Origin of the sequence: Agrobacterium pusense (assembly GCF_900102105.1) — a bacterium.
Taxonomy (GTDB): domain Bacteria; phylum Pseudomonadota; class Alphaproteobacteria; order Rhizobiales; family Rhizobiaceae; genus Agrobacterium; species Agrobacterium pusense.
Genome location: NZ_FNBB01000012.1, coordinates 122,000 through 143,166, shown reverse-complemented (window position 1 = coordinate 143,166; position 21,167 = coordinate 122,000). Strand labels below are relative to the sequence as shown.

Below are 21,167 nucleotides of genomic sequence, written 5' to 3'. Positions count from 1 at the left end.
GGGATGTCGATTGTCAACCGGCAAGGCGGCCGTGCCTGCACACCATTCGGCTGGAGCCGCGAAAGAGTACCGGCGCAACCGCTCGATATGAAAAAAGGTAGAGACGGGGGATGGTTGAAGTGAAGAGATTGACGCGCCGAGTCACGGCGACCGACGGCCGCCGGCTAAAGTACCGTCGCGCGGGCCACTCCACGCGCCAATGCATCGGCATGCTCGTTGCCGACAGTGCCGGAATGCCCTTTGCACCATTCTACAGCCACATGGCGATGCCGCTTCAGCAGGCTGTCGAGCTTCTGCCAGATGTCTCTGTCGGGGATCGGTCTTCGGCGGGTGCGCTGGTTGGGCGTGATCCGCTTCCAGCCGTTGTTGCGCCAGATCGCCCTGTATCGGCGGCAGCCTTCGATGACATGAACGGCATCCGTCCAGAGCGTGACTGATCGCGTTGGCGCTTCGGCGGCGACCCACGACATTGCGTTGAGGACGGCGAGGACTTCGAACGTATTGTTGGATGTGCCGACAGTCCTGCCTGAAGCGGAATGGACTTGGTCGCCCGCTTCATGAACCACGAACGCCCATCCTCCGGAGCTGGAGGCATCGTCGAAGGAGCCGTCGGTGAAGATGTGAAGCGCATCGGACATGAGGAAGCTTTTTAGCACCAATATGGAAATCGCTAAAGGAAGAGTTCCAGGGCCATTGCATAAACACAAATGCAGAGAGGGCGGCACAGGCCACCCTCCCCGAACTCACAGCGATATGGTCGAACTTACTGGCCGAGCACAGCCGCCGTGATCGTCTCGATATTGTGGTTGATCATGTCGATATAGGTCGCAGCCGGGCCGTCAGCGGTCGAAAGCGCGTCGGAATAGAGCGTGCCGCCAACCGTCAGGCCGGTTTCGCTGGCGATCTGGTCGATCAGCCGCTTGTCGGTGATGTTTTCGACGAAGATCGCCGAGGCTTTGTCGTGCTTCACCTGATCCACCAGCTTGGCGACATCGGCGGCCGAGGCTTCGGATTCCGTCGATACGCCTTCCGGTGCGAGGAAATTCAGGCCATAGGCATGCTCGAAATAACCGAAGGCGTCATGGGAGGTGATGATGACGCGCCTTTCCGGCGGGATGGCGGCGATCTCGGTCTTCACCTTCTCGTTCAGAGCGGCAAGCTTGGCGATATAGGCGTCCGAATTGGCGGTGTAAGTGGCGCAACCGGCCTTGTCGACCTCGCAAAAGGCGCCGGCAATGTTCTTCACGTAGATTTCGGCGTTCCTGATCGACTGCCAGGCATGCGGGTCGAACTCGCCGTGATGGTGATGTCCTTCATGGCCGTGGTCGTGATCGTGGGCGTCAGCCATTTCGTGCTTGTGGCCGGCTTCCTCCGCCTTGTGGTCGTGAGCCTCCTCTTCCTCGGCTTCCGGATGGGCGTGACCGGCCGGCTCTTCGGAAAGCTTGAGCGGCTCCACACTCTTGGTCAATTCCACCACCGGCGCCTTGGTGCCGCTGGTGTCGATCAGCCGCTTCAGAAAGCCTTCGAATTCCAGGCCGTTGACCAGCACCACATCCGCCTTGCTGACGGCGACAGCATCGGCAGGGCGCGGTTCGTAGACATGGGCATCGCCATCCGGCCCGACGAGCGTGGTGATCTCCACACGATCCCCACCGACATTTTTCGCGAAGTCGGCGATGATCGAGAAGCTGGCGACGACCTTCAGTTCGGCGGCGGAAGCCTGCGCCGTCAGAACCGGTGAGAGGGAAAGAAGACTGGCGCACGTGGCTAAGCGGAAGGTTTTGAACATTGGATTCTCCTGTTTCAAAGGCTGTTTTCAGGCCGCGCGGTGGCGGCCGGAACCGAGAAGATCGATGAGCACGCCGCGCGTGCCGAAGAGGATGGAGAGCGCATAGACGCCACCCGCCGAAAGGATGATCGCCGGGCCCGATGGCAGCGACGCGTGATAGGACAAGACAAGACCCGCAAAGCAGGACACCATGCCGATGCCGATGGAAATGAAGCACATGGGCGCGACGCGGTTTGACCAGAAGCGGCTGGCGGCAGCCGGCAGCATCATCAGCCCGACTGAAAGCAGCGTCCCCAGCGCCTGAAAGCCACCCACGAGATTGAGCACGACGATGCCGAGGAAGAGGAAATGCACCGGGCTGCCCCATCTGCTGACCGAGCGCAGGAAGAGCGGATCGAGGCATTCCGCCACGAGCGCCCTCCAGAAGGTGATCATCACCGACAGCGTAATGACACAGATGCCGCCGATCAGTCCGAGCGCCTCATTGTTCAGCGCCAGCACCGTGCCGAACAGAACGTGCATCAGGTCGACGCTGGAGCCACGCCATGAGACGAGCAGCACGCCGAGCGCCAGCGAAATCAGATAAAGCGCGGCGAGAGAGGCGTCCTCCTTCTGAACGGTGAAACGCGACACCGCGCCGGCCCCCAGCGCGACCACGAGGCCAACCACGAGCCCGCCAATCGTCATCGGCAGAATGTCCAGCCCATAAAACAGAAAGCCGACAGCAGCGCCCGGCAGGATGGCGTGCGACATGGCATCGCCGGTCAGGCTCATGCGGCGCAGCATCAGAAAAACCCCGACGGGACCGCAGCTGACCGCGAGGATCAGCGCACCGGCAAGCGCGCGCTGCATGAAGACATACTGGATGAAAGGATCGATGAAGATATCAGCCATGGCTATTCGAATTCGCGTGGAAGTGGGCGTGGGCTTGCGGCGGCGCCGCCGGGTCCGGAGGGAGCGGAGGGGAAGCCGGCGCGCACCAAGGCGCGTTAGCCTCCCACGCCTCATGGAAACGTCGGGCCTGGCGAAGATTCTCCGCCTGCAGGACTTCAGCCGTTGGACCAAGCCCGACCAGCCTTCGCGCCAGGAAAAGCGTCTGGGGAAAATGCTGCTGCACGAGCTGGTGATCGTGAAGTACGGCCAGAACGGTGCGCCCTTGCGCAACCCATGCCTTGATCAGCACCAGCAGGTCGGTCACCGTCCGCTCGTCGACGGCATTGAAGGGCTCATCGAGCAGAATGAGCTGCGCATCCTGCAGCATGGCCCGGGCAAAAAGGGCACGCTGCATCTGGCCACCCGAGAGGGAGTCGATATTTCGCCTTTCAAAACCGGACAGTCCGACCGCTTTCAGCGCGTGGTCGATCGCCGTCCGATCTTCGGAACGGTGTCGTCCGAGCAGGCCGCGTCTCGGCCAGAGACCGAGGGCCACAAGGTCTCGTACTTGGGCTGGAAAAGACCGGTCCAGCTCCGACTGTTGCGGCAGATAGGCGACGGAGATCGCCGGACTGACCCGACATTCGCCGCCAAGCGGCTTCAAAATGCCGGCAATGCCTTTCATCAGCGTGGATTTTCCCGAGCCGTTGGCGCCGATAACGGCGGTAAGCGAGCCGCGGGCAATACTACCATTGAGATGGTGCACCGCCGCCCGGCCGGCATATCCAAGGGTCAGATTTGAGAAGATAAGGCACGGATCGTTCATCGATCCCTCCGGAGCAGGATGTCATTCGATGACCCTTGATATGTAATGTTATTACATTCGTCAAACGAATATGTAATGAAATAACATTTACTGATGGAAGCGGACTGGCACGCTGTCCCCTCCGGGGGTAGGCCGTTGCTGGCGAACGGCGAATTATTCATCCAGACACGTAACCACCACGCTCATGCCGAAAGCAATTTCTCCCTCACCTGTTGACACGTTCCACATATGTAATGTTATTACGTTACATATGGCGCCGACGGGCTGCGCGCCGGATCGTTTCCCGATGCCCCGACGTGCCCGCCGAGGTCCACTCGAAACACGTTTACAGAACGAGGTCCAAATGTCGAAAAAACTACCCGTCACCGTGCTTTCCGGCTTTTTAGGCGCAGGCAAGACGACGCTTCTGAACCACATTCTCGCCAATCGCGATGGTTTGCGCGTGGCCTTGATCGTCAACGACATGAGCGAGATCAATATCGATGCGGCGCTGGTTCGTGACGGCGGGGCCAATCTCTCCCGAACCGAAGAGCAATTGGTGGAAATGACCAATGGCTGCATCTGTTGCACCCTGCGTGACGATCTTCTCAAGGAAGTGTGGGCGCTGGCGGAGCAGGACCGTTTCGACTATCTGCTGATCGAATCGACCGGCATCGCCGAGCCGCTTCCCGTCGCCGCGACGTTCGATTTCCGCGACGAGAATGGTCGCAGCCTTTCCGATGTTGCCCGGCTCGACACGATGGTGACGGTGGTGGACGCCGCCAATCTTCTCAACGATTACGGTTCGTCCGATTTTCTGGCCGACCGGGGCGAAACGGCGGGCGATGGCGACAACCGCACCATCGTCGATCTTCTGGTGGAGCAGATCGAATTTGCCGATGTCGTCGTGCTCAACAAGATCGGCACTGCAACGCCAGAGGAGCGGGATGCCGCCCGCAAGATCATCGTCGGGCTGAACCCCGATGCAAAACTCATCGAGGCCGATTTCGGCAAGGTGGCGCTGAAGGAGGTTCTGGGCACTGGACGCTTCGATTTCGCCAGGGCCGAAGAACACCCCCTCTGGTTCAAGGAATTGCATGGTTTCAAGGACCACATTCCCGAAACCGAGGAATATGGCATTCGCTCTTTCGTCTATCGTGCCAAAAAGCCTTTCGACCCCGTGCTGTTTCAGCGTTTCATCGATCGCGCCTGGCCGGGGGTCGTGCGCGCCAAGGGTTTCTTCTGGCTGGCGACGCGGCCTCGCTATGTTGGAGAGATCAGCCAGGCCGGCGCCCTGGTTCGCACCGGCAAGATGGGTCTCTGGTGGTCCGCCGTGCCGAAAGAGCAATGGCCGCGCGAAAAGCAGTTCCTTGATATGATGAAGCCCTATCTCGACCCGGTCTTCGGCGACCGCCGCCAGGAAATCGTCTTCATAGGTTCCGATCCAATGAATGAAGCCCGCATCCGCGCCCAGCTCGATGCCTGCCTGATCGACACGGATGCCTTCACGCCCGATGCCTGGCGGCACCTGCCCGATCCTTTCGCCAGCTGGGACCGGCAGGCGGCTTGAGCGGTAGCTACCGATGCGGGGCAGCCGCAAACCGTCACTCCGGATCAGGTCCGTGTCCAGCGCGGTCAAGTCCCTTATCGCGAGAGACTCTTTTCACGGCGCAGACGCGCCGTGGCTGGATGCCGGATCCAGTCCGGCATGACGGGGGAGCGGCTTCATGAAAAATTCAACGTCACCAGCGCGAGCACCACGTATCGCCCCACCTTGGCTATGGTGACCAGCAGCAGAAACACCGGCAGCGGCTCTTTCATGATGCCGGCCGCAACCGTTAGAGGGTCCCCGATGATCGGCGCCCAGCTGAGCAGCAGGGACCATTTGCCGTAACGCCGGTACCAGTTCTGCGCCCGTTGCAGCGCAGCCTCCCCGACCGGGAACCAACGTTCGTGTCGAAAACGTTCGATGCCACGGCCAAGCAGCCAGTTGGCAAAGGAGCCGGCGACATTGCCGACGCTCGCCACGACAACCAGCAGCCAAATGGGGTGGGATTTTAGAAGGATGAGACCCGCAAGCGCCGCCTCCGACTGCATGGGCAGGATGGTCGCCGCAATGAACGCCGTCAGAAACAAACCCGCATATACAGCCAGATCGGCCATCGCCTGTCCTTCATCATCCGCGAATCCCATCGCTGTCGCTGAAGTGGCGGATAAGGGCCGCGGCCGTCAAGCGGCTCTGCCGCGTGGAGGCGGGTTCTCAAGCTGAATTCGCGGCAATGGCGCGCACAATATCGTCATGATCCACCGCGAGAAGCGCCTTGTGGATGGAGAATTGCCGGGTCGTACCGGAAACGGCAAGGATGACGATCACCGTTTCCCGTGGCGGGCAATCCGGCAGCGCGCAGGAAAGCTCGCTGACGGTAATACTGTCTTCCGGCTTGAGTTGCAGCAAATCGCGTGACCATTGCTTCAGAAGACGGGCGTGCGAGATGATCGCGGACCCACTGCGTGCAAGCGGATTGTTCATGCCCTGCCCTTCCGCCTTGCCTGCGCGGCCAATGTGTCGAAAAGCTCGCGAATGGGCTTTTGCGGCATGTCCATGCCGATCAGCACGATACGTGTCGAACGATCTTGATCCGGCCAGCGCTCCAGGCGGGTAAGCGGATAAAGCCGATGCTGCACCGCGTGGGCGACAACCGGTCGCTCCGGATCATCCGTCGCCCCGAAAATTCCCTTGAGCCGCAGAAGACCGGAATGCACATTGCTGGTGACGAGCTCGAGAAAAGTCACCATCGCCTGGGGGTCAAAAACCCCGTCAAAGGTGAGATTGAAGGCCTCGACCCCGACGCCGTGGCGGTTGATATCGTGCTGATGGGCCGCATGAAGGCTAAGCCTGTCGGCCGCGAGCCATGCAGGCGCATCCTCCGCCTTGCCGCACAGCGAATAATCCGATGCGTTGAACAACGACATCAGATCGAAATCGGCTGCGTTGCGATCATGAAACGAGGCTGCGGGATTGAGATCGGCAAGGCTTTCGCGGTCCAGCGCCGCGTCATCGGCCAGATCGGTCTTCGTCAAAACGATGTGGTCGGCAAAGGCAAGCTGTTTCCAGCCCTCAATGAAGCTGTTGAGCATCGGCGGGCCCGAGACAACGTCGAAAGCCGTCACCACGCCCGAAAGATGGAAATGCCGGGCAACGACGTGATCCCGCAGGCCCAGCGCCGGTGTGCCGCCGGCGATCAGGCTGTTGATGATCGGCGCAGGATCGGCAAGACCGGTGGTTTCGATGACAACCCGCGATACATCAGGCATTACCCCTTCCAGAATGGCCTGATGCAGTTCGTAAAGCGAGGTGCGGATATCGCTCGTGGCGGTGCAGCAGATGCAACCCGTCGTCGTTCTGAAATATCGTTCGGAACCCGTCCGCACCAGGCCGTGATCGATGGGTACCGAGCCGAATTCGTTGACGATCACGGCCGCATCCCGCATGGCCGGCTCAGCCAGAAGCGCGTTCAGCAAGGTGGTCTTGCCTGCACCGAGAAAGCCGGTAAGCAGGGTAACCGGCACCGTTCGCAAAGATGGCAGGCCAGCCGAATCGTCCATGCGCCCAACCGCCTTTTTCCGCTTCAATCCGAACACATCCACCTCTTCGCCCGCACAAATTCACAGCAATATAATAGGTAATGTAATAACATATCAATGACAACTACTGGATTTCGACAGGAGCGAATTCAGCGGAGACACGCGCCGGTGACCAAGCGCATGAAAAAACCGCGGAACGAAGGAAATGGAATAATAAATCCGTTTCCTTCACTTTCGTTTTAATCGTTCCACGTTCTATTGCATTTTCGTTAGAGTTCGCTTTTAATCGGCGATGCTAATACAGAAAAGATCGCCCGCAGCCATATCGAGGAGGATAGGCGGCAATTAAGGGGCTGTATCTTTTACTGTTTTCATAATGGGAGGAATCGCCTTGAAAAAACTCAGCTACCGCGTTGCTGCGGCATCCGCGCTTTCGTTTTTTGTCACATCGAATGCATATGCTGTGACGGAGATCCAGTGGTGGCACGCCATGACCGGCGCCAACAACGAAGTCGTGGATTCGCTTGCCAAGGAATTCAACGACAGCCAGAAAGACTACAAGGTCATGCCCGTCTTCAAGGGCACCTATCCCGAAACCCTGAACGCCGGCATCGCCGCCTTCCGCGCCAAGCAGGCGCCTGCCATCATTCAGGTCTTCGATGCCGGCTCCGGTGTCATGATGGGTGCTGCGGGCGCCATCAAACCCGTAGCGGACGTGCTGAAGGAAGGCGGCTACACCTTCAACAAGGATGAATATCTGGCAGGCATCGTCGCCTATTATTCCAAGCCTGACGGCACCATGCTGTCCTTCCCCTATAATTCGTCCTCGCCGATCCTCTATTACAACAAGGATATCTTCCAGAAGGCCGGCCTCGATGCCGCCAACCCGCCGAAGACGTGGCCTGAAGTCTTCGAAGCCGCCAAAAAGATCAAGACCAGCGGTGCCGCGCAATGTGGTTTCACCTCCACTTGGCTGACCTGGATCCAGACCGAAAACTTCGCCGCATGGAACAACGTCTCCTATGGCAGCAATGAAAACGGTCTCGGCGGCACCGATGTGAAGCTCGCCGTCAATGCGCCGCTCTTTGTCGAGCATTTCCAGGCGATTGCCGATCTGGCGAAAGACGGTGTCTTCCGTTATGGCGGCCGCACCTCGGAAGCCAAGCAACTCTTCATGTCCGGCGAATGCGGTATTCTGACCGAATCCTCCGGCGGCCTTGGAGATATCATCAAGACCGGGATGAATTACGGCATCGGCCAGCTTCCCTATTATGAGGGCCATGGCCCGCAGAACACCATCCCGGGCGGCGCCAGCCTCTGGGTCTTCGGTGGCAAGAGCGATGCCGAATATAAGGGCGTAGCGGAGTTCTTCCACTTCCTCTCCCAGACCAAGATCCAGTCTCGCCTGCATCAGGTCTCTGGCTATATGCCGGTCACGATCGCGGCCTATGAGGAAACCAAGAAATCCGGCTTCTACGACAAGAACCCCGGCCGTGAAACGCCGCTGCTGCAGATGATGGGCAAACCGCCGACAGAAAACTCCAAGGGTGTGCGTCTCGTGAACCTGCCGCAGGTGCGTGACATCATGAACGAGGAGTTCGAGGCGATGCTGGCCGGCAAGCAGGATGCGAAGGCAGCACTCGACAAGATAGTCCAGCGCGGCGACGCGGCCATCAAACAGGCCGCCGGCAATTAAACGATCCCCTGCCCCGCCCGCATCCTCTGACAGATGCGGGCGGCATTTCCATGTCATCAGGAGATCGCCGTGCAAAGCGTCGTATTCCCCAACAAGATCCTGCCCTATCTGCTGGTCGCCCCGCAGATCATCCTCACGGTGATCTTTTTCTTCTGGCCGGCCAGCCAGGCGCTCTATCAGTCCACCATGCGCGAGGATGCCTTCGGGCTGAACAGCAATTTCGTCGGTCTGGCGAATTTTTCCGCGGTACTTTCTGATGAAAGCTACCTCAACTCGCTGCAGGTCACCGTCGTTTTCAGCATCCTCACCGCGCTTGTTTCCATGGGGCTGGCGCTGCTGCTGGCAACGGCGGCAGACAGGGTGGTGCGCGGCAAGGGCTTTTACCGCACCATGATGATCATGCCCTATGCCGTCGCGCCGGCGGTGGCCGGCATGTTATGGCTCTTCATGTTCAATCCGGCCATGGGAACCTTCTCTTATATCCTGCGTCGCAACGGCATCATGTGGGACCCGCTGCTCAACGGCAATCAGGCCATGCTGCTCGTCGTTGCAGCGGCTGCATGGAAACAGATCAGCTACAATTTCCTGTTTTTTGTCGCGGGCTTGCAGGCAATTCCTAAATCATTGCTGGAGGCCGCCTCCATTGATGGCGCGCGCGGTTCGCGGCGCTTCTGGACCATCGTTTTCCCTCTGCTTGCGCCGACCACCTTCTTCCTTCTGGTCGTCAACACGGTCTACGCCTTCTTCGACACCTTCGGCATCATTCATGCGGTGACCGGCGGCGGCCCCGCAAAGGCGACGGAAACGCTGGTTTACAAGGTCTATAATGATGGCTTCGTGAACCTCAATCTCGGCTCATCCGCCGCGCAATCCGTGATCCTGATGGTGATCGTCATCGCGCTCACCGCCTTCCAGTTCCGCTTCGTCGAGAAGCGCGTGCATTACGGCTGAGGACGTCCTGATGATTGAAAATCGCCCCATCGCACGCGTGATCGCCCATCTGATGCTGGTGCTCGGCATCATCATCGTGGCCTTTCCGATCTACTACACCTTCATCGCTTCCTCGATGACGTCAAACGACATCATCCGGCCGCCCATGTCGCTGCTGCCAGGCGGCCATCTCGGAGAAAACTATACCGACGCCATGGTTGGCGGCGTGGAGAGGGTCGTCGGCGTCAGCCTCGAACGGCTGCTGTTCAACAGCTTCGTCGTGGCGCTGGCCATCGCCATCGGCAAGATCATCATCTCGTTCCTGTCCGCCTTCGCCATCGTCTTCTTCCGCTTTCCCCTCCGCATGGGCTTTTTCTGGATGATATTCATCACGCTCATGCTGCCGGTGGAAGTTCGCATTCTGCCCACCTACAAGGTCATCGTCGATCTGGGCCTGATCGACACCTATGCGGGGCTCACCCTGCCGCTGATGGCTTCAGCCACGGCGACCTTTCTCTTCCGGCAATTCTTTCTGACAATTCCCGGTGAAATGGTGGAAGCGGCGCGCATCGACAATGCCGGTCCGTTCCGTTTCATGCGCGATATCCTGCTGCCGCTGTCCAAAACCAATATCGCGGCACTTTTCGTGATCCTCTTCATCTACGGCTGGACGCAATATCTCTGGCCGCTGCTCGTGACCAACGACGCAAAGATGAACACGATCATCATCGGCCTCAAGCGCATGGTGGATTTTACCGATGCCTCGACGCCCTGGAATTATGTGATGGTGACGGCGATCCTCGCCATCATCCCCCCTGTTATCGTTGTGGTGCTGATGCAGCGCTGGTTCGTCAAAGGTTTGGTGGAGACCGAGAAGTAATGGCAAAAATTGCGCTGAAAGACGTCCGCAAGGTTTATGGCGGCAATGTCGAAGCCATCAAGGGCGTATCGATGGACATCGCCGATGGCGAAATGATCGTGCTCGTCGGTCCCTCCGGCTGCGGAAAATCCACCCTGCTGCGCATGATCGCCGGTCTGGAAGGCATTTCCGGCGGCCAGATCGTCATCGGCGACCGCGTCGTCAACGATCTGGAACCCTCAGACCGCGACATTGCCATGGTGTTCCAGAACTACGCGCTCTACCCGCATATGACGGTGCGCCAGAACCTTGCCTATGGCCTGAAGAACCGCAACACGCCGAAGGAGGAGATCGAGCGGCGTATCACGGAGGCGGCCAAGGCTCTCGAAATCGAACAATTCCTGGAGCGCAAGCCGCGCCAGCTTTCCGGCGGCCAGCGCCAGCGTGTGGCCATGGGCCGCGCCATCGTGCGCAAGCCCGCGGCATTCCTGTTCGACGAGCCGCTTTCCAACCTCGACGCCAAGCTGCGCGTGCAGATGCGCGTCGAAATCCGCCGCCTGCAGCGCTCTCTCGCCACGACAAGCGTTTACGTGACCCACGACCAGATGGAAGCCATGACGCTCGCCGACAGGCTGGTGGTGCTGAATGCCGGCCGGATCGAGCAGATGGGCACGCCGATCGAGCTTTACGAAAAACCGGCCACCACCTTTGTCGCCACCTTCATCGGCTCGCCCTCGATGAACCTGCTGAACCACGGGACGGCGACGGCCAACGGCTCTTCCGGTTGGTCGGTGATGGAAAGCACCGCACTGCCGCAGGGTGCTGCCACGCTCGGCATCCGCCCGGAAGACATCACCCTTGCCAGTGACGCCCCTACCGACGCTGCATTTACCGGCACCGTGCAGGTGGACGCCGTGGAACTGGTGGGTGCGGAAAGTTACGTGCACGGCTCCTTCGCCGACGGCACCACCATCGTCTTCCGCGTCCACGGCCGCTCGCAACTGCGCATCGGCGAAACGCTGAAAATCGCCGCCCAGGCAAAGGATTTCCATCTGTTCGATTCGGCGGGGAAGCGGATTTAAGCTTGGCAACAGAAACGGGGCACCCGCCATTGGCGGGTGCTCGCGCATCACTGAAACCTCTATCGGTTCGTTACCAGACGAGTTCCACCTGCGGCCGGCCATTGGAAGTTTTCTCCAGGGTGCGGCCGGAGGTATCGACGTTGCAATGAACGCGCTGGCGGAAAGCGGAGAAGCTTTCGAAGGTTACGACATCCACGGGATCATCGAGATGCAGGGTCAGCCGGTAACGTTCGGGATCGCCGCCGAGCGCCTGCACGCCCAGAACGGAGGCCACGAAAGGCTGCCCGAGGTAAAAACCTTCCACCCTCGAACCCAGAATATAGGGATTGAACGCGGGACGATTTCCCGCGGCGGCATGTAGCGTATTCCAGTCGCGGAAGCCATATTGCGCGGCGATGAGTTCCAACGCCCTTGAATGGGTGATTGACTGCCCCTCATCTTCAAGAGCGGCACGCAGGCGCTTTGCCTGTTCTTTCAGCCCCTCAAGTGCGGGAAGCGGTTTGGACACGTTCATAACGGTTCTCCAACATGTGCATGCCGAATGTTCCGAAGGGGGTCCGCGTTGCCATCGACGACATGCAAAACATGGGATGACCGTTATCAAGAAAAGAGCTTCACCAGGGGCGCAAACGCGCCTGCGGACGGCCGGGGCTCTTGCCCGTGGCCGTCCCTATAGCCCAGAAAGCGCCGCCCGTCAAAGGCCGCGCTTCATCGATCTATTGTCAGAAACGATAGGTGATACCCGCGCCAATCAGCCACGGATCCAGCTTGGCCTTGCCGCTGATCGGCGTGCCGCCGAGTTCCGCCGTCCAGTCGGTCTTGAGGAAGATCTTCTTCACGTCGAAGTTCACCCCCCAATGCTCATCCAGCATATAGTCGAAACCGACCTGCACGGCGGCGCCCAGCTTGTTCTTGACATCGAGATTGCTGAAACCGGGCTTTTCGGTCTGGTTGTAGAACAGCGAATAGTTCACGCCCGCGCCGATATAGGGCTTGAAAGCGCCGAAGTCGGTGAAGTGATATTGCAGCGTCAGTGTCGGCGGCAGCAGCCAGGTCTTGCCGACCGGCGTGCCGGCCAGCACGCCCTCGCCGTTGATCTTGGCATAGGTGGTGCCGAGGATAAGTTCGGCGGCAAAGTTATCGGTGAAGAAATAGCTGATATCGAGTTCCGGGATTACGGTATCCGAATAGGACAGGCCAGCCCCTGGCACACCGTCGACACTCCCTCTGTCGTTGGTGATGACGCCGAGGCCGCGCACGCGCAGCATCCACGGGCTTGCCGCCGCAATCGCTTCCTCCGCAGTCGGAGCCGGCGCCGCATGGGTCATATCAGCGGCTATCGCATCGGCAGAACCGAGCATGGCGGCAACGCCAATCGCAACACTGGCAAGCAAGGCGTTGTTTCTGTTTCTATTCGTCATTCCATCTCTCCTATAGCGCACCGCAGCCGGGCAAGTCCCCGGAACCGGCTGATGACGGCGGGCCTTGCGAATCTTCGCCTGCCGCAACCGCTTGGGAGCCACTATGACGAAGGGTGACGAAGGCGATTGAGATGGATCAAACCGGGATGCCCTTCATGTATGGAAGCGATGAACCGGCAAGCATTGTGACAATTACGCAACAATGCCGCCCGGCGACCCGCCCACGGAAGTCGGAATACGGAGAAGGCCACATGCGCAGGCCTCCCCCTATGCATATCACGCCGGCTGCGGCGTCAGGGTCGCGGAGCCCGGCTTTCGCAGCAGCAGAACCGAGACGGCGGCAATCATGCACATCAGACCGGCAATCTGCAGCGCGGGCATATAGGTATCGAAGTCGCTCTTGAAAAAACCGGCGCCAAAGGCGGCGGTGGCTGCCCCCAGCTGATGGCCGGCAAAGACCCAGCCGAAAACAAGACCGGCCTTTTCACGGCCGAAGTTTTCCGCGGCAAGCTTCACCGTCGGCGGCACGGTCGCTACCCAGTCCAGCCCGTAGAAGACGGCAAAGACCGAAAGCTCCACGACGCTGAAGCCTGAGAATGAGAGGTAAAGCAAGGATAGCCCGCGCAGACCGTAGAACCAGAACAACAGGAAGCGATTGTCGAACCGGTCGGAAAGCCAACCGGCGAAGATCGTGCCGAAGAAGTCGAAAATGCCGATCACCGCCAGCGTTCCCGCCGCTGTTACCGCAGCCATGCCGAAATCGCCGCAGATCGAGATCCAGTGTGTCTGGATGAGACCGTTGGTCGAAAGTCCGCAGACGAAAAACGTGCCGAACAGCACCCAAAAGACGGGGTTGCCCGAGACGCTTTTCAGCGTCACCAGCGGCGATGCCAGCGTGGCGAGGAGATTGTGGTCCTGCTTGACCGGCTTTGTCACCACCGTCTCGCCATAGGCCGGCAAACCGACATCGGCGGGGTGGTCACGCATCAAAAGCAGAACGAGGACCATGGCGGTGGCAATCACCGCAACGGACAGGGTCAAGGCGGTTCGCCAGCCATAGGCTTCCGTCAGCGCCGCCAGCAGCGGCAGGAAAACCAGCTGGCCGGTGGCGTTGCTTGCCGTCATCAGGCCGATCACCAGTCCCCGACGCTTGGAAAACCAGCGTGTCGCCACGGTGGCGCCCAGCACCAGAGCAGTCATGCCGGTGCCGACACCGATCACCACGCCCCAGAGCAGCAGCAATTGCCACACCTCAGTCATGAAGAAGGAGGCGACAATGCCGCCCATGATCAGGGCAAGCGCGGTGGAAACCACCTGCCGGATGCCGAAATGGTTCATGAAAGCGGCGGCAAATGGCCCAAGCAGACCGAACAGCACAAGCCTGACGGCCATGGCCGAAGAAATATCGGCGATATCCCAACCGAATTCCTGATGCAGCGGCTGGATCATCACCCCCGCAGATCCCATCGCACCTGCGGTGGCCAGCATGGTGAGAAAGGTGGTCGCGGCGACGAGCCAGCCATAGTGCAGATTTCTGCCGGCCATCCAGCTGGCGAGGCGTGTGGAGAGCATGTTCGAATTCCCTTTCCGGCGGCCGCGGCCGATATTTTGCGGGTATATACCCACATTGCGGGCAGATAACCGCATATGCCCAAAAAACTACAGGGCTGCGAGCAGTTCCTGCAATTGTGCTGTCTTCTCGGGCCCAAGCCGGGCCTCGATTTCATCCTGCACCCCATCCCAGAGCGGTGCGCCCGCCTTAAGGATCGCGTGCCCTCCCTCCGTTACAGTCAGCATCGCTTCCCGCTGATCCTCACCGTGGCCAATAGCGACCAGACCCATTCGTGCCAGCACCTTGGCATTACGGCCGACGGTGGAGCGATCCAGTTCCACCCTTGCAGCCAGGTCGGTCAGCGAGACCGGCGCAACACGGTTGATGTTCCGCAGCAGGCTGAACTGACCGATGTTGACACCAAGCGGCGCCAGCGCCTCGTCATAATAGGACGAGAGCTTGCGGGATGCTTTGCGCAACAGAATGCAGTGGCAGCTATCGTTTGGCATTTGTCTCGGGTATATACCCGCAAATTCCCGGGCGCAAGGGGGCATGGAACGCAAAGATGCGACAAAACGGCCGGAGATCGGCATGCGGCAGGGTTCAGAAGCGCAGTCGGAAGAAGCCATAGGCGGCAAGAACCGCACAGACAGAGGCGCCAACCAGATAAGGCATATGCAGCGCCGCGGTGCGGCCGATCTCCGGTTCGGCCAAACTGACCATTATCCCGGCGGCAAAGGCGCCGAACGACATCGCGCCCCAACCGAAAAACCGATAGACGGAATTGACGCGTCCAAGAAGCTCATCTGGAATGAGCCTCTGCCTGTAGCTGACGGTGACCACATTCCACAACATGCCGGCTGCGGCCTCGAAAAACAGGCCGGCCGCCACCAGCGGCAAGGACGCCGACAGGCCAAGCACCAGATTGAACAGTGCAAATGTGCAAAGCGCCAGAAAGAGGCTTGCCCTCGCCCCCAACCGCCGGGCAAGCCAGGGTGAGACCAGCCCGCCAAGAACGCCGCCAGCTGCGCCACAGGTCAACAGCACGCCATAGGCGGCCGAGGAGAGATTGAGCACCTCCTGCGCATAGAGAACGAGAACTGTCATTCCCCCGACAAATACGGCGTTGATTGCGCCCAGCATGATAGCGAGCCGTAGCACCATGGGGTTGCACCACATCCAGCCAAGGCCTTCCTGCAATGCCGGCCAGAATGAAGCCGGACCGGAGGATTTGCGCGGCGGCAGCACGATGAGCCAGATCAACACCGCCGAGACCGCGTAAAAGCCGGCATCAAGGCCGAAGGGAATGGCAATGCCCGCCGCGATCAACAGGCCGGCCAGCGGCGGGCCGATGAACTGGCCGGTCACCTGTTCGGCGCTCCACATCTGGCCATTGGCACGTTCAAGATCACCCGGCGCGACAAGCGAAGGCAGGATCGTCTGCGCCGCATTGTCCCGAACGACCTCGGCGCAGCCGAACAGGAACGCTATTACCGCGAGTGAAAAAATCGCCGTCGAACCCGATTGCATCGGTAATGGCGGGTTTGCAGTGGCGGAGATCATGGCGACTGCGCATATCATCAGCGCCAGCCGTACCATGTCTGCCCGCACCATCAGCAAACGCCGGTCGCTTCGATCGGTCCAAACCCCCACCGGCAGCGCAAAAAGCAGCCATGGCAAACGTTGCGCCACCGCGATCATGGATATCAGCAGCGGATCGCTGGTCAGCAACGTGCAGAGCCATGGTATCGCCACCATCGAAATACCATCGGCAAGATTGGATACGGCGCTCGCGGAGAATAACAGGCGGTAATCACGATTGGTTCGGAGTAGAGCTGCCTGCATGCCTGATCCCCTGCCGCTGAAATCACGCCGGAGCAGACATAAACTGTCACAATAGCCAAAGAGCCTATTGCGACCTATCGCCGCCGAACCGGTATCGCATCCGATTCCCCAGCCTCGCATGAAAGAATATTTTGCAGCAATACAATTTCGCTGGATCGGCCCCGGCCACCCGGCCGGAGCACGAAATCAACGGTTGACGGGGTCAGGCAGAGAGCCTGCGGCCGCTTGCCACCAGCAGGCCGGCAGCGCCTTCAAGCCAGCCAGCTTTCAGCTCCAGCGCCAGGAAACGGCTACGCTCGAACGGGCCGGGCATGATGAGATGCTGGGCCTTGTCGGCGAAAAAGCCGAAACGCTCGTAATAGGGCGCGTCGCCAACCAGAAGAATGGCGCCATGGCCCCGCCTGGTGGCCTCGGTAATGGCGGCGCGCATCAGCGCCGAGCCGATGCCCTTGCCCTCATGGGCGGCATCGACGGCAAGCGGGCCGAGCAGCAGCGCTTCGACGGCGCGGCCTTCGCGGGAGATACCGGCTTCGACGTTCCACAGGCGCACCGTGCCGATGACATGGCCGTCCTCATCGCGGGCGACGAGCGCCAGGCCTTCGGCGGGAACGCGGCCGGCGCGCAGCTTTTCGGAAGACTTGCGGCGGCGTCCGGCGCCCATGGCGCGGTCCAGCAGGTTTTCACGGGCAACGACATCGCCCGGATTTTCCTGATCGACATGAAATGTCTGCGGTGTGAAAAATGCCCGTACCGAATTCAAAAGAGCGGCCATCCTTGGCCTCCCGTCACACAACCGCCCACACGCGGCCCTTGATGAAAATTGGTGGAGCCGTTCCGGCCCGCCGACACGCTTTCCTCGGCTGGAAGAGGTGCAGCAAGCAGGGATTTGCGCAACAGCACAATCGGCAGGGCCGGAACGGAAGCTTGGTCGAGACGCCGCCCTTTCAGCGGACGGCGCTCGGATCAGATGACGTAGGCCTTCAGCGGCTCGAAACCGTTGAACGCGACCGCCGAATAGGTGGTCGTGTAAGCGCCCGTGCCTTCGATCAGAACTTCATCGCCGATGGTCAGCGAGACCGGCAGCGGATACATGTTCTTTTCATACAGCACGTCGGCGCTGTCGCAGGTCGGGCCGGCCAGAACGCAGGGCTCCATCTCGTCCTGATCGCGCTCGGTGCGGATCGGGTAACGGATCGCCTCATCCATCGTCTCGGCGAGACCGCCGAACTTGCCGATGTCGAGGAACACCCAGCGGTGGTTGTCATTGTCGGACTTGCGCGACACGAGAACGACTTCCGCCTTGATGACGCCGGCATTGCCGACCATGCCGCGGCCCGGTTCGATGATGGTCTTCGGGATCTGGTTACCGAAGTGCTTGCGCAGCGCCGTGTCGATGGCCTGGCCGTATTCTTCGGCAGCCGGAACGTCGCGCAGGTACTTTGTCGGGAAACCGCCGCCCATATTGACCATCTGCAGGTGGATGCCCTGTTTGGCAAGCGAAGCGAAAACGCGCTTGGCATCGGCCAGTGCCGCATCCCACGCGTCAAGGTTCATCATCTGCGAACCGACATGGAAGGATACGCCGTAGGACTCGAGACCGAGCTGATGGGCGTAAACCAGAACGTCGACAGCCATCTGCGGTACGCAGCCGAACTTGCGCGACAGCGGCCATTCCGCACCTTCGCCATCCGTCAGAACGCGGCAGAACACGCGCGCGCCGGGAGCTGCACGGGCAACCTTCTCAACTTCCTCATGGCTGTCCACGGCGAAGAGATCGATGCCGAGCGCATGGGCGCGCGCAACATCGCGTTCCTTCTTGATGGTGTTGCCGAAGGAGATACGGTCGGAAGTCGCACCCGCATCGAGCGCCATCTGGATTTCAGCCACGGAGGCGCAATCGAAGTTGGAGCCGAGCGAAGCAAGCAGCTTCAGGATTTCGGGAGCCGGGTTTGCCTTCACGGCATAATAAATCGCGCTGTTCGGCAGGGAGTGCCGGAACGCGTTGAAATTGTCGCGCACGACGTCGAGATCAACCACGAGGCAAGGGCCTTCGGGACGTCGGGTCTTGATGAAGTCGAGAATGCGTGCAGTCGTCATCGATGTATTCCCTGTTAAACCGGCTCTGGAAAAATCCGGAGGACAAAGGACGCTCGAGATATGCATTCGAATCAGCCGGTGGAGGCGCAGAATCGATAACATACGCTCAAGGCGCGAATGTGAACGACGCCCTGCCAGAGCATCATTCGGCTTTGTCTGCCATGGATTGGAGGGAATGACCCGACCGCACTTCAGGCAATGATGGTGTGCCTCTTTAGTACCCCGGCTGATGGAGAGCCGGCAGAGAACCAGAAAGGCCCGCACCGTCGTTGCTTCGTATGTCCTCGCATTTTCCGGTTGGCCGGAATAGCGACTGGAGGGGTTAGTTCCAGGTACCTTACCTAAATCCTCACCACATCGAGGAATCGGCGGACACACATGGGCACGTGCGACTTTGGGCAGCACGGGAGATAAGAATATTCGCCGTCATAATCAAGAGGATTTTTTCACCATATAGCGGAATTTTTCAGCAGCGATTTTAAGGTTGAACAGTCAGGATGCAGCGTTCAATTATATGGAACAAACTGGAGGGTTTTCATGGACACGCTGACGCGCATCCGCGCCTTTATCGATGTTGTCGAAGCGGAGGGGTTTTCCGCTGCGGCGCGCAAGACCGGGCGCTCCAAGGCGCTTCTGTCCAAATATGTGCGGGAACTGGAGGACGATCTCGGAGCGCTTCTCTTAAACCGAACCACGCGGCAGTTTTCGCTGACGGAAGCCGGGCACACCTATTATCGCACAGCATCCGACATTCTGAAGGAGATCGACAATCTCGCCGACCTTGTTCGGGAAAAGAATGCCGATCTGAAAGGAAAACTGCGGATCTCCGTTCCACGCACTTTCATCGACGCGGAGGTCGGCCAGAGCCTCATCGACTTCGCCAGGGAAAATCCGGAACTGTCGCTTGAGATCGTCGCGGAAGACCGATTCGTCGACCTGATCGAAGAAGGCTTCGATCTCGCGATCCGGATCACCCGGCTGGAGGATTCGGGCCTGATCGCCCGCAAGCTTTCCGATTTCCGGGTCTATGCGGTGGCGACGGCGGATTTCGTCGCGCAACACGGACCGCTCGATGGTCCGCAGGATTTCTCCCGCGTTCCCTTCATCATCGACACCAATACGCGTTTTCATAATACGGTGCGGTATCTGGAGCCGGATGGCGGCTCAAATTCGGTCGCCATCAGCGGCCCCATCGAGGTCAACAGCCCACAGGCGACCCTGCGCGCCGCCCGTGCCGGCCTCGGAATCGCCATGGTGCCTGACTTTATCGCCCGGCCCTATATCCAGTCCGGAGAACTGGTGACGCTGTTCGACGATTATATTTCCAAGGACCGCGGCATTTATGCGGTCTATCCGCATCGTCGCTACCTGCCCGCCAAGGTGCGCAGCTTCGTGGATTATCTCTCGGCGTGGTTCAGGAAGAACGGGTGAAGGCGGCATTCGCCGAGCGTCCTTCCGTCATGCCGGACTTGATCCGGCATCCAGCCACGGCGCGTCTGCGCCGTGAAGGACTCTCCCGCGATCAAGGACTTGATCGCCCTGGACCCCGGATCAAGTCCGGGGTGACGGAGTGGGGATGCAGCCGTCTCGCCAAATCCAAACCTAGGCAAAACTTTTAGCAGCATCGACGCCCGCCTTGCAGCGGGCGTCGCATGGCAGAAGCCAGCTCGTCAGAACGGCGAATCCGGGAAGTAGAACTGCTCGGCATTGTCCTTGGTGATCAGCGTCGCATCGAGGATGTACTCACCCGCGACCGGCACCTGATCGTAGAAATGCCCGGCCGTCAGCTGCATGGCGGTCGCCACCATCGCCGGCGGATAGAGCACGTCGACCGGCACAAGCTTGTCGCCGTCCATGACCTTCTTGATCATGTCCTTGGACCCGGCGCCCGCGACGATATACTGGATATCGGTGCGTTTGGCCTGCTGGATGGCTTCCAGCACGCCGATCGCCATATCGTCGTCCTGACACCAGACCACGTCGATCTTCTTGTACTTGGTCAGATAGTCCTGCATCACACGGAAGGCGTCGTCGCGGTTCCAGTTGCCGTACTGGCGGTCGAGAACCTTGATATTCGAGCCGGCGATACCCTTGTCGAAGCCATCCTGGCGCTGCTGGTCGATCGGGATCGGCAGGCCGCGAATGACCACGACTTCGGCATCCGGCGTCGTCTTCTTGATGTATTCGCCGGCCACCTGGCCGAGCGCCGGGTTGTTGCCGGCCACATAGAGATCGCGGATAGAATTGTCGTTGACACTCGGCGCGCGGTCGACGAGCGCGACGAAGGTGCCCCTGTCCTTGATCTCCTTGATGGCGTTGACAAGCGGATCGGGATCGGACGGCAGGACGACCAGCGCGTCGAGCCCCTGCACGGCCAGATCCTGCAGCGCATTGGCCTGGTTTGCGGCGTCCGGCGATGTCTTGACGATGACGTTGAGACCCGGATGCTCCTTCATCAGAAGCTTCGCCACACGTTCGGCATGGTAGACCACGCCCGCCGTCCAGCCATGGTCGGCCGCCGGAATGGACACGCCGATCGTGACCTTTTTGTCCTGCGCGTGGGCCGAACCCGCCAGCACCGTTGCCAGCGCGGCAAAGGCCACGCCGATGAATTTATTACGCATAGTCTCTTT

The 21,167-nt window shown here is 60.0% G+C and carries 21 protein-coding genes; 6 read left to right on the top strand and 15 right to left on the bottom strand.

The window, feature by feature from the left end:
* Positions 1-164: 164 nt before the first annotated feature.
* The 4 genes from BLU28_RS22015 to aztA form a co-directional block, all read right to left on the bottom strand.
* On the bottom strand, positions 165-638 hold the full coding sequence (locus tag BLU28_RS22015; protein WP_048902874.1) for a ribonuclease H family protein: 474 nt from the start codon (positions 636-638) through the stop codon (positions 165-167).
* A 125-nt stretch (positions 639-763) separates the two neighbouring features.
* Complete coding sequence (gene aztC, locus BLU28_RS22010; protein ID WP_077986962.1) at positions 764-1,789, bottom strand: zinc ABC transporter substrate-binding protein AztC; 1,026 nt, start codon at positions 1,787-1,789, stop codon at positions 764-766.
* Positions 1,790-1,816: 27 nt separating this feature from the next.
* On the bottom strand, positions 1,817-2,683 hold the full coding sequence (aztB, locus tag BLU28_RS22005; protein WP_077986961.1) for a zinc ABC transporter permease AztB: 867 nt from the start codon (positions 2,681-2,683) through the stop codon (positions 1,817-1,819).
* Positions 2,676-3,488 (bottom strand): zinc ABC transporter ATP-binding protein AztA, encoded by an 813-nt coding sequence (gene aztA / locus BLU28_RS22000; protein WP_077986960.1) that lies wholly within the window; start codon positions 3,486-3,488, stop codon positions 2,676-2,678. The genes aztB and aztA overlap by 8 nt, the downstream gene beginning before the upstream one ends.
* Positions 3,489-3,831: 343 nt before the next feature.
* On the opposite strand from aztA, the gene zigA reads away from it, so the two are divergent.
* The gene (zigA, locus tag BLU28_RS21995; RefSeq protein WP_077986959.1) at positions 3,832-5,037 is read left to right on the top strand and encodes a zinc metallochaperone GTPase ZigA; all 1,206 of its coding nucleotides are present in this window, start codon (positions 3,832-3,834) and stop codon (positions 5,035-5,037) included.
* A gap of 155 nt (positions 5,038-5,192) precedes the next feature.
* On the opposite strand, the gene BLU28_RS21990 is transcribed toward zigA, so the two are convergent.
* From BLU28_RS21990 to BLU28_RS21980, 3 genes are all read right to left on the bottom strand, one after another.
* Positions 5,193-5,630 carry a YqaA family protein gene (locus tag BLU28_RS21990; protein WP_077986974.1) on the bottom strand — a complete coding sequence of 146 codons (438 nt, stop codon included), beginning with the start codon at positions 5,628-5,630 and terminating at the stop codon, positions 5,193-5,195.
* 97 nt (positions 5,631-5,727) lie between these two features.
* The gene (locus BLU28_RS21985; RefSeq protein ID WP_077986958.1) at positions 5,728-5,997 is read right to left on the bottom strand and encodes a hypothetical protein; all 270 of its coding nucleotides are present in this window, start codon (positions 5,995-5,997) and stop codon (positions 5,728-5,730) included.
* Positions 5,994-7,073: a CobW family GTP-binding protein gene (locus BLU28_RS21980; RefSeq protein ID WP_173615116.1), complete on the bottom strand. Its 1,080-nt coding sequence runs from the start codon at positions 7,071-7,073 to the stop codon at positions 5,994-5,996. Before BLU28_RS21980 ends, BLU28_RS21985 begins: the two co-directional genes overlap by 4 nt.
* Before the next feature lie 364 nt (positions 7,074-7,437).
* Between BLU28_RS21980 and ugpB the strand changes: the two genes are divergently transcribed.
* From ugpB to BLU28_RS21960, 4 genes are all read left to right on the top strand, one after another.
* Positions 7,438-8,748: a sn-glycerol-3-phosphate ABC transporter substrate-binding protein UgpB gene (gene ugpB, locus BLU28_RS21975; RefSeq protein ID WP_175477721.1), complete on the top strand. Its 1,311-nt coding sequence runs from the start codon at positions 7,438-7,440 to the stop codon at positions 8,746-8,748.
* Between the two features lie 69 nt (positions 8,749-8,817).
* Positions 8,818-9,699: a sn-glycerol-3-phosphate ABC transporter permease UgpA gene (gene ugpA / locus BLU28_RS21970; protein WP_004445049.1), complete on the top strand. Its 882-nt coding sequence runs from the start codon at positions 8,818-8,820 to the stop codon at positions 9,697-9,699.
* A gap of 10 nt (positions 9,700-9,709) precedes the next feature.
* Positions 9,710-10,558 (top strand): sn-glycerol-3-phosphate ABC transporter permease UgpE, encoded by an 849-nt coding sequence (ugpE, locus tag BLU28_RS21965; RefSeq protein ID WP_022562692.1) that lies wholly within the window; start codon positions 9,710-9,712, stop codon positions 10,556-10,558.
* Entirely contained in the window at positions 10,558-11,619 is a 1,062-nt protein-coding gene (locus tag BLU28_RS21960) for a sn-glycerol-3-phosphate import ATP-binding protein UgpC (protein ID WP_022562693.1), read from the top strand. Before ugpE ends, BLU28_RS21960 begins: the two co-directional genes overlap by 1 nt.
* Before the next feature lie 70 nt (positions 11,620-11,689).
* Here BLU28_RS21960 and BLU28_RS21955 read toward each other — a convergent pair whose 3' ends face one another.
* The 7 genes from BLU28_RS21955 to odc2 all read right to left on the bottom strand — a co-directional run bounded on the left by BLU28_RS21955 (position 11,690) and on the right by odc2 (position 18,534).
* Positions 11,690-12,133, bottom strand: coding sequence for a glyoxalase superfamily protein (locus tag BLU28_RS21955; protein ID WP_022562694.1), 444 nt, complete (start codon positions 12,131-12,133; stop codon positions 11,690-11,692).
* Between the two features lie 208 nt (positions 12,134-12,341).
* A complete protein-coding gene (locus BLU28_RS21950) occupies positions 12,342-13,040 on the bottom strand; it encodes an OmpW/AlkL family protein (RefSeq protein WP_077986956.1) in 699 nt (232 codons plus the stop codon).
* 276 nt (positions 13,041-13,316) lie between these two features.
* Complete coding sequence (locus BLU28_RS21945; RefSeq protein ID WP_077986955.1) at positions 13,317-14,612, bottom strand: MFS transporter; 1,296 nt, start codon at positions 14,610-14,612, stop codon at positions 13,317-13,319.
* An 87-nt stretch (positions 14,613-14,699) separates the two neighbouring features.
* Positions 14,700-15,101: a MarR family winged helix-turn-helix transcriptional regulator gene (locus BLU28_RS21940; RefSeq protein ID WP_077986954.1), complete on the bottom strand. Its 402-nt coding sequence runs from the start codon at positions 15,099-15,101 to the stop codon at positions 14,700-14,702.
* Positions 15,102-15,195: 94 nt separating this feature from the next.
* Positions 15,196-16,437: an MFS transporter gene (locus tag BLU28_RS21935; RefSeq protein WP_077986953.1), complete on the bottom strand. Its 1,242-nt coding sequence runs from the start codon at positions 16,435-16,437 to the stop codon at positions 15,196-15,198.
* 202 nt (positions 16,438-16,639) lie between these two features.
* On the bottom strand, positions 16,640-17,209 hold the full coding sequence (locus tag BLU28_RS21930; protein ID WP_006700372.1) for a GNAT family N-acetyltransferase: 570 nt from the start codon (positions 17,207-17,209) through the stop codon (positions 16,640-16,642).
* Positions 17,210-17,400: 191 nt separating this feature from the next.
* Positions 17,401-18,534, bottom strand: a complete 1,134-nt coding sequence (gene odc2 / locus BLU28_RS21925; RefSeq protein WP_004445074.1) for an ornithine/lysine decarboxylase — start codon at positions 18,532-18,534, stop codon at positions 17,401-17,403.
* 537 nt (positions 18,535-19,071) lie between these two features.
* Here odc2 and BLU28_RS21920 point away from each other — a divergent pair.
* Entirely contained in the window at positions 19,072-19,965 is an 894-nt protein-coding gene (locus tag BLU28_RS21920) for a LysR family transcriptional regulator (RefSeq protein ID WP_077986952.1), read from the top strand.
* A 239-nt stretch (positions 19,966-20,204) separates the two neighbouring features.
* Here the strand turns inward: BLU28_RS21920 and BLU28_RS21915 are convergent, their stop codons facing one another.
* Positions 20,205-21,158, bottom strand: coding sequence for a substrate-binding domain-containing protein (locus BLU28_RS21915; protein ID WP_077986951.1), 954 nt, complete (start codon positions 21,156-21,158; stop codon positions 20,205-20,207).
* Between the last annotated feature and the right edge of the window lie 9 nt (positions 21,159-21,167).